The sequence below is a fragment of the Streptomyces sp. NPDC001231 genome (assembly GCF_042896885.1).
Lineage (GTDB): Bacteria > Actinomycetota > Actinomycetes > Streptomycetales > Streptomycetaceae > Streptomyces.
The window spans coordinates 37,858-51,607 of sequence record NZ_JBIAXS010000032.1; the positions used below are offsets into that span (position 1 = coordinate 37,858).

7 protein-coding genes are annotated in these 13,750 nt (G+C 73.6%); 1 reads left to right on the forward strand and 6 read right to left on the reverse strand.

Annotated features, from left to right (window positions below):
* Nucleotides 1–10: 10 nt before the first annotated feature.
* The 5 genes from ACFY3J_RS31395 to ACFY3J_RS31415 form a co-directional block, all read right to left on the reverse strand.
* Nucleotides 11–1,669, reverse strand: a complete 1,659-nt coding sequence (locus tag ACFY3J_RS31395; RefSeq protein ID WP_390842255.1) for a protein kinase — start codon at nt 1,667–1,669, stop codon at nt 11–13.
* 74 nt (nt 1,670–1,743) lie between these two features.
* Entirely contained in the window at nt 1,744–3,372 is a 1,629-nt protein-coding gene (locus ACFY3J_RS31400; protein WP_384176320.1) for a protein kinase, read from the reverse strand.
* A gap of 151 nt (nt 3,373–3,523) precedes the next feature.
* Nucleotides 3,524–6,271: a protein kinase gene (locus tag ACFY3J_RS31405; RefSeq protein ID WP_390842256.1), complete on the reverse strand. Its 2,748-nt coding sequence runs from the start codon at nt 6,269–6,271 to the stop codon at nt 3,524–3,526.
* 176 nt (nt 6,272–6,447) lie between these two features.
* Nucleotides 6,448–8,586 carry a serine/threonine-protein kinase gene (locus tag ACFY3J_RS31410; RefSeq protein ID WP_390842257.1) on the reverse strand — a complete coding sequence of 713 codons (2,139 nt, stop codon included), beginning with the start codon at nt 8,584–8,586 and terminating at the stop codon, nt 6,448–6,450.
* A 256-nt stretch (nt 8,587–8,842) separates the two neighbouring features.
* Nucleotides 8,843–10,549 (reverse strand): glycerol-3-phosphate dehydrogenase/oxidase, encoded by a 1,707-nt coding sequence (locus tag ACFY3J_RS31415; protein ID WP_384175806.1) that lies wholly within the window; start codon nt 10,547–10,549, stop codon nt 8,843–8,845.
* A gap of 300 nt (nt 10,550–10,849) precedes the next feature.
* Here ACFY3J_RS31415 and ACFY3J_RS31420 point away from each other — a divergent pair, with 300 nt between their 5' ends.
* Complete coding sequence (locus ACFY3J_RS31420; protein ID WP_390842258.1) at nt 10,850–12,058, forward strand: nucleotide sugar dehydrogenase; 1,209 nt, start codon at nt 10,850–10,852, stop codon at nt 12,056–12,058.
* A 563-nt stretch (nt 12,059–12,621) separates the two neighbouring features.
* Here ACFY3J_RS31420 and ACFY3J_RS31425 read toward each other — a convergent pair.
* Nucleotides 12,622–13,746 (reverse strand): GuaB3 family IMP dehydrogenase-related protein, encoded by a 1,125-nt coding sequence (locus ACFY3J_RS31425; protein ID WP_225077949.1) that lies wholly within the window; start codon nt 13,744–13,746, stop codon nt 12,622–12,624.
* Nucleotides 13,747–13,750 lie beyond the last annotated feature (4 nt).

Consider the following 13,750-nt stretch of genomic DNA (forward strand, 5'->3'; position numbering starts at 1 on the left):
GACCCGTGACCTACCGGGCGTGGAAACTGCCGACCGCGACGTCGAACTGCTCCTTGGCCTCGCCCACCCTGCCGACCGGTGCCGACACCCATACGTCGTACATCCGCCCGTCCTGCTCCCAGCACAGGTCGTAGGTGTGCCGCGGGCCCTCCGCCGCGCTGAAGCCGTCCCAGGTGAACTCCCACAGGGCGGCCGGGTGTCCGCGGTGGGTGGTGGCGGTGACCCGGCCGTCGTGGTAGCCGGGGTTGGTGTCCGGTCCCGCGGCGTCCGCGCGGCGCATCGCCGCGAGCGGGCCTCCGCTTCCCGGTTCGGTGGCCTTGATGCCGAGGCGTAAGGCCTCCCCGGGCGACATGTAGAAGATCCGCTCACCCTGCGGCTTGCGGGTGAAGCCGTCCGGTACGGCGACGGAGAAGCCGGCCGCGTCGTGGACGAGGTGGTAACCCGAGGGCGCGGTGGTGCCGTCGACGGCGGGCGGGGCGGCACGGGTGACGGTGACCGTGGAGACCGGAACGGGGAGCGAACCGGACGGCGAGCTGGGCGGCGCTGACGGCGTGGTCGACCGGGAGGCGGTGCCGGACGGGGTGTCCACGGAGGTGTTCGGAGCCGAACTCGTCGGCGTACCGCCGCCGTTGCCGCCGCCCTGCGTCAGCAGCGCCGCGGCGGACACGCCCGCCCCTGCCGTAGCGGCCACCAGCAGCGCGGCGATCAGCACGTTCCGGGTGGGGTACCGAGCGGGGGCCGGGGAGGCGAGGGCCGTCGGCGCCGGCCCGGGCACGTGGGGCGCGACGGGCACGCCGCGCCGCGTCGGCGTGCCGGGGACCGCCGGCTCCGGTGTGCGGCCCGACTCCAGGAAGGCGCGCAGCATCCGCTCCGCCTCGGCCGCCGCCAGCCGCCGGTCCGGATCGCGCTCCAGCAGCCCGCGCACGACGGGCAGGATCGGCGCGGCCTGCGCGGGCGGCCGGATCTCGTCGAAGACGACCGCGTGCAGGATGCCGCCCAGCGAATCGCGCCGGAACGGCGACTCGCCGCTCAGGGCGGTGCACAGCAGCGCGCCGAGCGACCACAGGTCGGACTCCGGTCCGGTCCTGGCCCCGGACATCCGCTCCGGCGCGGTGTACTCCGGCGAGCCGACGAAGGACCCGGTCTCGGTGAGCGTGGTCGCGCCGGCCATCCGCGCGATGCCGAAGTCGGTGAGCACGATCCGGTCGGTGCCCGGCTCCACCAGGACGTTGGCCGGCTTGATGTCCCGGTGCAGAACACCGGCGGCGTGCGCCGTACGCAGCGCGCTCAGCAGGGCGACGCCGATGCGTGCGCCCTCGGCGGCGTCCACCGGGCCGTGTGCGGCGATCCGGTCGGCCAGCGAGCCCCCGTCGATCAACTCCATGACGATGTACGGGCGTTCGCCCTCCACGACGACGTCGTGCACGACGACGATGTGCGGGTGCCGCAACTGGGCGACCGCGCGGGCCTCACGCAGGGTGCGCTCCCGCTGGAGCGCGGCCTCCTCGGCGGACAGGGCCTCGTCGAACGCGAGTTCCTTGACCGCGACCCGACGTTCGAGGAGTTGGTCGGTCGCCCGCCAGACGATGCCCATGCCCCCGCGTCCGAGCCTCGCCTCCAGGCGGTAACGGCCCGCGATGACACGGAAGTCGTCCCCCTCGATCCCCATACGCCCCATCATGCCGCATCGTCCGGACGCCCTCCTGGACGTCGACCGGCCAACGACGCGGCCTCCGGCCGGGATCAGCCGGCGGTCGGCTGCCAGCTCTGGAGCACGGTCTGGAACTGCTTCCGCGTCCGCGTCCAGTCCTCCTCCGGCGCGGACATGTAGATCGCGTACTCGACGCCCTCGCGGGAGAAGTACGTCTCCTCGATGGCGTGGCGCGGGCCGGGGAACGGCGTGTCCTTCGCCAGGGCCGTCCAGCTGTACTCCCACAGGGAGCCCGGGCGGTCGCGGTAGGTGTTCGGCTCCAGACTCAGCCGGCGATAGTCGACCAGCCTCTGGAGCTGCTCCTCCAGGTCGAGTTGGTGCTCGTGGCCGGTGGAGAAGTCCGGCGTGTCGTCCACGGCGACGCGGATGAAGTGCTTGCCGCCGTCGGGCGTGTAGTCGACCTGGTGGGTCGCCTCGTCGAACTCCTGCCGCTGCCAGCTCTTGTCGGGCACGGCGATGCTGAACCCGTAGGGGTCGCGGACGCGCACCCAGCCGTCCGGGAGACCGCCGGAGCCGTCGGTGGTCGGAGAGAGCGTGGTGGTCTCCGGCGGCGGGGTCGACTGGGAGGTGCCGGAGACCTGCCGCCGGTCCTGGTCCCACTTCTGCAGCATCAGGGCGGTGCCGCCGCCGACGAGCGCGGCGAGCGCCACGACCAGGATCAGGGTGCGCAGGCGGCGTCTGGGTACCGGGGCCGGGTGGTGCTGCTGCACGGGTCCGGCAGCCGCCTGCGGGGGCACCGGGTACGGAGTGGTGGCCGGCGGCCACGACCCCGCGGCGGGATGCGAGGCGGTCTCCGCGGGGAAGGCCGCGGACTGCGTGGGCACGTACGCCTGCGCGCTGCGCGGCCTGCGGCCCTCGGCGGCCTCGGCGAGCATCTCCTCCGCCTGCGCCGCCTGCGGCCGTTCGGCCGGGTCCTTGCGCAGCAGGGCGGTGATGACCGGGGCGAGCGGGCCGGCGTGCCGCGGCTCGCGCGGCTCCTCGTCGACGACCGCCTGCATGGTGCTCAGCGGCGAGGTGCGGCGGAACGGCGACAGGCCCTCCACCGCCGTGTAGAGCGTGGCACCCAGCGCCCACAGGTCGGAGGCCGGCCCCGGGTCGTGGCCGCGGACGCGCTCGGGGGCCAGGTAGTCGACCGAGCCGACGACCTCGCCGGTGCGGGTGATGGTGGTGTCGCCCTCTATCTGGGCTATGCCGAAGTCGGTGAGCAGGACGCGGCCGTCCTGGCCGAGCAGGACGTTGCCGGGCTTGATGTCGCGGTGCAGCACTCCGGCGGCGTGCGCGGCGCGCAGGGCGCGCAGCACCCACAGGCCGATCCGGGCGGCCTCCACCGGGTCCATGCGGTCCCGCTCCTTGAGCGCGTCCGCCAGCGAGCGGCCCTCGACCAGCTCCATCACGATCCACGGGCGGCCGTCGTGCTCCAGTACGTCGTGCACGGTCACGACGGCGGAGTGGTTGATCCGTGCCGCCGCGCGCGCCTCCGCCCGGGTGCGCGCCAGCAGGACCTCCTGGTCGCTCTCGGCGACGTAGAGCGCGGCGGTCAACTCCTTGATGGCGACTGCCCGGTGCAGCACCTCGTCGTGCGCGCGCCACACCCGGCCCATGCCTCCGCTGCCGATGGCGTCGGCGAGCCGGTAGCGGCCCGAGAGGAGCAGGCCCTGCATCTGATTCACGTTTCCCCGCAGTGGTCTTGACAGGCTCAGGGTATGGACCAGCACGCCTGCTGGGAACCGGCGGGGTCCCAGGAGAGCCTCACTGTGACGGTTGTCGCTCCCCGGAGTGTGTGGTTCAGGCGGTTCGGGTGGTTCCGGCGGTTCAGCCGGTGTACCGGTACGTCGCCGAAGCCTGCTCGTACAGCGCGGTCACCCGGTCCCGCTGGGCCTCGGGCCCCCGTATCTGCACCACGTGGTACTTGCCGTCGATCAGGGTGGCCAGGTTGCGCACGTACAGCTGCCGCCCGCTCGCGTCCGTCCAGGTGAACTGCCCCTCGGCCATGGTCCGTCCGCCGACCTGGGTGGTCCGCAGGCCCGAGGAGGTGGCCCAGCTGGAGTCCCGGTAGGCCCGCAACTCGCCCTCCTTCTCCCGCTGGTACGCCATCGGGTCGCTGCCGAACTCGGCCGCGGTGTCCCGTCCGGGCACCACGATCAGCTCGAACGCGTCCTGGGAATAGATCACTTGGCCCAGCCCGTTGCCGGGCGTACGGGTCCAGTCCTTGGCTACGGCGACCTGGAAACCGGCCGGATCCTTGCGCAGCGTGAAGCCGTCGGCGACGTCCGGCGCGGTCGTCTGCGCCTCGGCCGAACCTGCCGTATTCGAAGGGCTGTTGTCCGCCGCGGAGGAACTCTGGCCGGGTTGCGGGGCGCCGCTCCCGCCGTCGCCGCCCGAGTGCGCCGGGGCGGGGCTCGCCTCGCCGACGGTTCCGGTGCGGTCGCCGCCCGCCGCGCCGTCGCGGTCTGCCTTCGGCATGAACAGCATCGCGTAGGCGACGGCGGCGGCCATCAGAAGCAGGACGAGCAGGAGCAGCGTGCGGCCCAGGCGCCGCGGCGAACCCGTGTGCCGCTTGTGCCGTCCGTGCGGGGCGGGCAGCCCGGCGCGCCGCCTGCGCACCAGCTCGCCGCGGCGTCGTACGACAGGCAGCCTGCTGGGATCGGCGGGCGGGGCGGCGATGACGTGCGCGCCGGCCTCCGGCTCGGGCGCGGAGCGCACCAGCGAGCGCAGCCAGCCGCGCAGCTCCTCGAAGTCGATTCGCTCGGTGGGGTCCTGACGCAGCAGCGACTCCACGACCGGGCGCAGCGGTCCGCACTCCTCCGCGTACGCGGGCGGCTCGGCGCACACCATCTGCACCAGCTCGGCGGTCGACTCCTCCGGGTAGGGCGCGTGGCCCTGCACGGCTCTGAAGAGCAGTGCCCCCAGCGCCCACAGGTCGGTCGCCGGGCCGATGGGCGCGGCCAGCTGCCAGTTCTCGTGCACGGGCCCGGCCTGCTCCGGTGCCCATCGCTCGGTCACCGGGCCCACCACGGCCATCCGCGCCTGCCGCGCCCGCTCGGCGGCCAGCGCGGTGGCGGGCCCCCTCCGCACGGGACCGGCGGCGGCGAGATCGCCCCAACGGGCCGGTACGCGCCCGGCATCATCCGCCGCGCCCGGGCCGGGCTCGGTCCGGCCTTGTGCGGGCACCACGTACCCGGCGCCCGAAGTGCCGTGACCGGCGACCTGGCCCGAGCCGGCGATGCCGTGGTCCGGTGCCGAGCCGGGGGTGGTTCCGGGTCCGAGGGCGGTCGCGGCTCCCGGTCCTGTGGTGCGGGCCGGGTGCGGGCCGGGCTCGTCGTCGGTGGGGTGGCCGGGGCTCGCGGGTGGGAGCGCCGTGCTTGCTCCGGGGTGCGGGGCGGTGCCGTTCCGGGTGGGGGCCCGGACGCCGTAGGGGTCGGCGATCTGGCCCGGAGGGGTGGCGGTTCCGGCGGTTCGGGGCTCGCCCTCGACGGGGGTGCGGGCGCCGGGGAGTTCGGCGCGTGCGCTCTGCTGTGCCTCCTGTACCCGGGCGGCCGCCCGCGCGCCGGCGCGGTAGGCAGCGATCGCCCCGGCCCGCGCCGCCCTGATGTCCCCGCCGGTCTGAGGCGTCCGTCGGGCGGGCGTGCCCGGCGCACCGGACCCGGCGTCCGGTCCCGGCAGCGGCAGCGGCCCGGCCGCCCGCGCCTCGATCGCGGCCCGCCGCGCGGCCTCGGGATCCGCCGACGGAGTGCCGGCGCCGCCCCCGAAACCACCCGCGCCGCCCCCGAGACCGCCGAAGCCGCCCGTGACCTCGGTGAATCCGCCGAAGCCCGCCGCCCCGGCCGAGGCCCCGAGGGCCGTGGAGCCGCCCGGGGTGCCGGACAGGCCGTCAGGATCGTCCTCGTCCCCGGTGTCCCCGGTGTCCTGGACCGGGACCGGGTCGTACCCGCACAGGGCCTCCTCCGCCGCGCCGACCGCGAGGCCGGTCAGCATCACGCGGCCGTCGTCGCAGACGAGGACCGTGCGGGCGGTGATGTTGCGGTGCACCCAGCCGTGGGCGTGCAGCACACGCAGCGCCGTGAGGATGTCGGAGGCGACCTCGGCCGCCCGGTACGGCGTCAGCGGCTTCTCGGCGAGCAGTGCGGCCAGCGGCCGCGCGGCGACCAGTTCACTGACGACCCACAGCGAGCCCCCCTCCGCGAACACGTCGAAGACCTGGTCGAGCCGAGGATGGTCGGGGATCCGCGCCGCGGCCTGCGCGGCCTCGACCGCCCGCCGCACCGCCGGATCGGTGGGCCGCCGCGTCGCCCCACGCGCGCCACGGGCCTCGCCCGCCGTACGCCCGGTACGGGCCGGCCCGCGCCGGGAGGCTCCGTCGCGCGCGGTGAAACCGTCGGGCAGCCCGTCCGCGTCGAGCACCTCCGCCTCGACCACCTCCGGCAACGGCACCTGCCGGAGGAGGACTTCCTGCCCGCTGTAGGTGTCGAAGGCCCGGGTCTCGGTCAGTTCGTACTCGTCGGACGGAGGCAGCGGCAGGCGGTAGCGGTCGGCGAGAACCCGGCCCGCATAGTCGTCCACGTTGCCTCCCCCGGCCGCACGGTCGGTCAATTCCGTTCGCCACGCGTCCCGTTCCCGATGCTTACGGTCCGCAACCACTCACGATACGTGCCGGAGGCAACCCGCAAAGTCGGGATGCCAGATCTCGCACGCCGAACCGGGAGCCCCGGGGACGGACGGCGGGACCGATCCGCTCACTACTTCTTGGGCTGGAAGGTCCCCGTCAGCGTCTTCAAGGTGCTCTCGCGCAGGTCGCTGTTCCACGTCGCGGCCTTCGCGCTGTACATCAGCGCGTGCCCGAGGTGGTCGTTCACCACGAACCCGCGGTCTATGGTCCGGTACTTGGTCCCGCCGTCGGCGTAGGTGAACTCCCAGTCGGCGGTGTTCCAGCCGCGGTACTCCACCTTCTCTATGCGCACCCGCTTGTACTGGGAGCGCACCATGTACTTCTCCTGGTTGGTCCAGTCGGCCACCGGGTCGCCCTTGGGCGTGGTCGTCCAGGCGACGAGCAGCCGCTGCCCGTCGGGGCCGGTGAAGCGGACCCCCGCGGAGTCGGTGCTCGCGTACTTCCAGCCCTCGGGCAGCCCGATGGAGAAGCCCTGAGCACCCCTGTACGTCGACGCCACGGCGGCACCGTCGTCGTCCCCGGACCTGTCCCCGCCGGAACCGGAACCCGAATCGGAACCGGAACCGGAATCGGAACCAGAACCGGAATCCGCACCGGAGCCCTCGCCCGACTTCCCGGCGTCGGTGTCCGTGGCCGGTGTGCCGCCGGAGCCGTCGGCCTCCGTCCCGGAGCCGGACCGGTCCCCGCCCGTGGCGGCCTCGCCGCTCGCGTCCTTCCTGGTGGAGGCGCCCGCGGACGAACCGGCGGTGGCGGCCGTGCGGTCGGCCGCGTTCTTGTCGTCGCCGCCCTTGTCGTCACCGCCGAGCATGAAGGCGAGCACCGTGCCGATCACCGCGAGCACCACGACCACTGCGACGATCACCAGCGTCCGCCGCGGCACCACGTCGGTGAGCGACGCCCTGGGCGCCGGGCGCGGCGGCAGGTCCAGGTCCGGCGGGGTCATCACGGGCCACCCCGAACCGGGCCGCCCCGCCTGCGCACCACCGGCACCACTGCCCGAGGCGGACGCGGCCTGCGTCCCGGCCTCCGCCGGCTCCGCGCCGGCCCCGCCCGCGGAGCCGGAGCCCGCCGGACCCGTGCCGCCGGATGCCGAGTCGGAACCGGCCCCGGCTGCCGCCGAGGGGTTCGGCCCCGCCGCCACGGCGGTCTTGCGCACCGAGCGCAACGCCCCGCGCAGCCGATCGCCCGCCTCCTCGCCCCGCTTGCTCCCGGAACCCGAACCGGAACCGGAACGTCCCGAACCGCCTTTGCGGGAACGCCCGTCCGGCTGCGGGGGCAGCGGGACGACCTTGGTCGCGTCCGCGGGCGGCTCCGGCTCGGTGTCCTTCTGCTCGGGCGCGTTGACGACGGCGTTGAGCATGGCCCGGGCGCCCGCGTCGTCGAGCCGCTCGACCGGATCCTTGTTGAGCAGCCCGTGGATCACGTCCCTGAGCGGGCCGGCGTTCCTGGGCTCCTCCAGCGGTTCGGTCATCACCGCGGTCAGGGTGGCGATCGCCGAGCCCTTGTCGTACGGCGGCGTGCCCTCCACCGCCGCGTAGAGCAGGCCGCCGAGCGACCACAGGTCGGCCGCCGGTCCGGGCTTGTGCCCGCGGGCCCGCTCCGGGGAGATGTAGGAGGGGGCGCCGACGAGCATGCCGGTGGAGGTGATGGACGGGTCGCCCTCGACCTGCGCGATGCCGAAGTCGGTGAGGACGACCCGGCCGTCGTCGGCGATGAGCACGTTGGACGGCTTCACGTCGCGGTGCAGGATGCCCTGGCCGTGGGCGGAGCGCAGCACGTCGAGGACCGCGAGCCCGACCTCGGCCGCCCGCCGCGGCTCCAGCAGCCCGTCCTCGCGGATGACTTCGGCGAGGGACTTGCCCTCGACGAGCTCCATGACGATCCACGGGCGGTCGTCCTCGTCGACCACGTCGAAGACGGTCACGGCGCTGGTGTCGCGGATGCGCGCGATCGCCTTGGCCTCGCGCAGCGTACGCGTGATCAGCCGCCGCTTCTCGTCCTCGTCGATGTTCGACGGGAACCGCAGCTCCTTGACGGCCACGGTCCGGCCCAGGGTCTCGTCCTCGGCCCGCCACACCGTGCCCATGCCGCCACGGCCGAGCACCTTCCCCAGCCGGTAGCGCCCGGCGAGAAGACGCTCGCTCCTGTCCTGCAGAGAGTCCTGACGAGTGTCCTGACGGGGTGTGCCCGCCCGCTCCGCGTCCGACATGCGTCCCCTCATGCAACCCGCCCTGACAGAGCCTCCATTGTCTCTCACCCGACAAGCACGCGATGCCCAGGGGGCCCCTGAAGACACCCCGGGGGCGGGGCCGAACCGCCCGTGGTACGCGCGGGAATGACGGGCCGTGACAACAAGGCAGCCATGGGTGCCGACCCTTCGGACCATTCCGGCCATAATCTGCGCCGGACCCTCGCGGCACGTGTCGTGCGTCTCGCGCGGGACGGCCGGCCGGGCCCCGGCCGGTTCACAACGGCACGATGTCCGGTGCTCCCAGCCGGGCCGCGTCGGCGGTCAGGTCGTCGGGCTGGCGCTGCGACTCCCGCTCGGCCTCCACCCGCTTCTCGTAGTGCTCGACCTCGCGTTCGATCTGGTCCTTGTCCCAGCCCAGCACCGGCGCCATCAGCTCGGCGGCCTCCCGGGCGCTGCGCGTGCCCCGGTCGAAGGTCTCGATGGATATGCGCGTACGCCGGGTCAGTACGTCGTCCAGGTGCCGGGCGCCCTCGTGGGAGGCGGCGTAGACGATCTCGGCGCGCAGATAGTCGTCGGCTGCCTTGAGAGGAGCGCCCAGCGTCGGGTCCTCGGCGACAAGGGCGAGCACCTCCCGCGCCGCCGACCCGAACCTCCTCAACAGGTGCTCCACGCGCACCACATGGAGGCCGGTCTCGGCGGCTATGCGCGCCCGCGCGTTCCACAGGGCCGGGTAGCCCTCGGCGCCGAGCAGCGGGATCTCCTCGGTGACGCAGTCGGCGACGCGCAGGTCGAGGCCGCGCACCGCCTCGTCGACGGCGTCCTTGGCCATCACCCGGTAGGTCGTGTACTTGCCGCCCGCGATCACGACGAGGCCGGGCACCGGATGGACCACGGTGTGCTCGCGCGACAACTTGCTGGTGGCGTCGGACTCACCGGCCAGCAGCGGCCTGAGACCCGCGTAGACGCCCTGCACGTCGTCGCGGCCGAGCGGCACCGCGAGCACCGAGTTGACGTGCTCCAGGAGATAGTCGATGTCGGCGCTGGAGGCGGCCGGATGCGCCTTGTCGAGGTCCCAGTCGGTGTCGGTGGTGCCCACGATCCAGTGCCGGCCCCAGGGGATCACGAAGAGCACGGACTTCTCGGTGCGCAGGATCAGCCCGGTGGTGGAGTTGATGCGGTCCTTGGGCACGACGAGGTGGATGCCCTTGGAGGCCCGGACGTGGAACTGACCGCGCTCCCCCACCATCGCCTGGGTGTCGTCGGTCCACACCCCGGTGGCGTTGACGATCTGCTTGGCGCGGATCTCGTACTCTCCGCCGCCCTCCACGTCCCGTACCCGCGCGCCGACGACCCGCTCGCCCTCGCGCAGGAATCCGGTGACGCGGGCGCGGTTGGCGGCCTTCGCGCCGTACGACACCGCCGTGCGCACCAGGGTGGCGACGAAGCGGGCGTCGTCCATCTGGGCGTCGTAGTACTGAAGGGCGCCGACCAGGGCGTCCTTGCGCAGGCAGGGAGCCACCCGCAGGGCGTGACGGCGGGTCAGGTGACGGTGCAGCGGCAGTCCCCGGCCGTGGCCGCGGGCCATCGACATGGCGTCGTACAGGGCGACGCCGGACCCGGCGTACAGGCGCTCCCAGCCCTGGTGCTGGAGCGGGTAGAGGAACGGCACCGGGCGGACCAGGTGGGGGGCGAGGCGTTCGAGCAGCAGGCCGCGCTCCTTCAGCGCCTCCCGGACCAGTGCGAAGTCGAGCATCTCCAGATAGCGCAGTCCGCCGTGTATCAGCTTGCTGGAGCGGCTCGACGTGCCCGACGCCCAGTCACGCGCCTCCACTATGCCGGTGGCCAGGCCGCGGGTGACGGCGTCCAGAGCGGTGCCGGCACCGACCACGCCTCCGCCCACGACGAGGATGTCCAGCTCCCGCTCGGCCATTCCCGCGAGTGCCTCGGCGCGCTGCGCCGGCCCCAGTGTCGCTGTCCTCACCGCTGCCTCCCGCTGTCGGTCGCGCCGGCCGCACCCGTCGGGCGAAGCCCGTTCCCATCCCCCATGCCTCTAGCGTGTCCCCCCACCTCCTGCCCATGCCCAAATTCTGACCGGGTTGCCCGCCTTCAGCCACCAGTCACCCCCAGCCTGTGGACAACTCCGCGGGCGTACCGAGAAACACGCTGGTCAATCCCACATAACGGTCATATTTACTCCTAGTCTGACATTGCGCTCGCTCGTCTTGTCCACAGGACTTGCGTGCCCGCCACGCCTCGGTTATCGGGAAGGACCGCCCACGCCATGCCCGCAGATCTCGCCGTCATCGGACTCGGCCCGCTCGGACTGCCCCTGGCCCAGGCCGCCGTCTCCGCCGGCATCCCCACCCTCGGGTACCGCACCGGGAACGAGTCCGGCTCCCTCAGCCCCGCCGAACTGCGCCGGATGCTCGCGGAGGGCTTCCGGCCCGCCACCAACCCGGCCGAACTGGGCCGGGTGCGCACCGCGGTGATCTGCGCGCCGACCCCGCGGGGCGCGGACGGCGGGATCGACCTGAGCCAGGTGGATGCCGGCGCCCGCGCGCTCGCCGGGCAGATGCGCCCGCACACCACCGTGATCCTGGAGTCGCCCGCGCACCCCGGGACGACGGAGGAGTTCCTGCTCCCGCTGCTGGAGAAGGGCTCGGGGCTGCGGGCGGGCCGCGACTTCCACCTCGCCTACTCGCCCAGCCGCGTCGACCCCGGCAACCGCGGGATCACCCCGGCCAACACGCCCAAGGTGATCGGCGGCCTCACCCCGGCCTGCACCGAGTCGGCCGCGGCCTTCTACGGGCGGCTGACCGACAAGGTGGTGCGCGCACGAGGGTTGAGGGAAGCGGAGACGGTCCAGCTCCTGGAGACCAACTACCGGCACGTCAACATCGCCCTGGTCAACGAGATGGCCGTGCTCTGCCACGACCTGGGCGTCGATCTGTGGGACGTCGTGCGCTGCGCGGAGACCAAGCCGTACGGCTTCCAGGCCTTCCGCCCCGGCCCCGGCGTCGGCGGCCACGGCCTCGCGCAGGACCTGTCGGGCCATGCGGGCTGCGGGCTGCGCATGGTGGAACTCGCCGAGCAGGTCAACGGCCGCATGCCGCGCTACGTCGTCCAGCGCGCCGCCGCCCTGCTGAACGAGCACGGCAAGTCGGCGCGGGGCGCCCGGGTCCTGCTGCTCGGCGTCACGTACAAGGCCGACCTCGCCGACCTCCAGGGCACGCCCGCCGAGGAGATCGCCGTCCGGCTGACGGGCCTCGGCGCCTCGGTCAGCTACCACGACCCGTACGTGCCCGCGTGGAGCGTCCGTGACCGGCCCGTCCCCCGCGCGGACTGCCTGTACGAGGCGGTGGCCGACGCCGACCTGACGATCCTGCTCCAGCAGCACCGCACGTACGACCTCCAGGGCCTGTCGGTGAAGGCGCAGCTGCTGCTGGACACACGGGGGGCCGCGCCCACGGGGGCGGCGCATCGGTTGTGAAAGGGGCGCGCGCGGACGCTTCGGGCCTCTGCGGCTGGTAGCGTGCGGTGCCTTCCGCCGGTCCGTACGAAACTGGTGGAGCCCACCGCAGAGGCCACTGCGGCAGGCCCCTGACCGCCAAGCGGAGTGTCCACCCCCAGTCTCTGTAGGGGTGGCCGCTCAGCGGCCGTGAATCCGCAAGATCCATCTCCTCCCGAACTTCACCAGCCGAAGCCGGATGCGGTCCAGCGGGTGGGCTTGCGGTGACGGCCCATGGGCGCGCCCCCTTCCGCGATGCCGCCCATTGGCCCGGTGAGGCGGTCCGTCGGAATCGGGCCGGGCCCCGAGGGCGGGGTCCGGACCGTGTTCTTGGAAGGGGCGCTCCAGAGAACCGGGTCGCCGGTCACGGACATGACCGGTCCGACACGGCCCGTTCCCCGCGTATTCGGCCCGAAGGCAACCGTGCGCCCCCGTCCCGCACTACGCGCCCCCACCTGCGCGGACGCCCGGCACGTGCGAAGGGGCCCGGGCGCCCGCGGGAGCAGGTGACCGGGCCCCTGGCGTGGGCCGTGGACGCGGTGGAGCTACCGCTTGTGCTGCGAGTCCCCCACCGTCACCTCGACCCGCTGGAACTCCTTCAGCTCGCTGTACCCGGTCGTGGCCATGGCCCGCCGCAGGGCGCCGAAGAAGTTCATGGAGCCGTCAGGGGTGTGCGAGGGGCCCGTGAGGACCTCCTCGATCGTGCCCACCGTGCCCAGGTCGACTTTCTTGCCGCGCGGCAGCTCCTCGTTGACGGCCTCCATGCCCCAGTGGTGGCCCTTGCCGGGCGCGTCGGTGGCGCGGGCCAGCGGGGAGCCCATCATCACGGAGTCGGCGCCGCAGGCGATCGCCTTGGGCAGGTCGCCGGACCAGCCGACGCCGCCGTCCGCGATCACGTGCACGTACCGACCGCCGGACTCGTCCATGTAGTCGCGGCGGGCGGCGGCCACGTCGGCGACCGCGGTGGCCATCGGGACCTGGATGCCGAGCACGTTGCGCGTGGTGTGCGCGGCGCCACCGCCGAAGCCGACCAGGACACCGGCCGCGCCGGTGCGCATCAGGTGCAGGGCCGCGGTGTAGGTGGCGCAGCCGCCGACGATCACCGGGACGTCGAGCTCGTAGATGAACTGCTTGAGGTTCAGCGGCTCGTGCGAGGACGACACGTGCTCCGCCGAGACCGTCGTGCCGCGGATGACGAAGATGTCCACGCCCGCGTCGACGACGGCCTTGGAGAACTGGGCGGTGCGCTGCGGGGAGAGGGCGGCGGCGGTGACCACGCCCGAGTCACGCACCTGCTTGATCCGCGCGCCGATCAGCTCCTCCTTGATGGGAGCGGCGTAGATCTCCTGAAGGCGGCGGGTCGCGGCCCCGGCGGGCAGCTCGGCGATCTCGTCGAGCAGCGGCTGCGGGTCCTCGTACCGCGTCCACAGGCCCTCGAGGTTGAGCACCCCCAGGCCGCCCAGCTCGCCGATGTGGATGGCCGTGGCCGGGGAGACGACCGAGTCCATGGGGGCGGCCAGGAAGGGCAGCTCGAAGCGGTAGGCGTCGATCTGCCAGGCGATCGAGACCTCCTTCGGGTCCCGCGTACGGCGGCTGGGGACGACGGCGATGTCGTCGAAGGCGTACGCCCGGCGGCCGCGCTTGCCGCGCCCGATCTCGATCTCAGTCACGTCT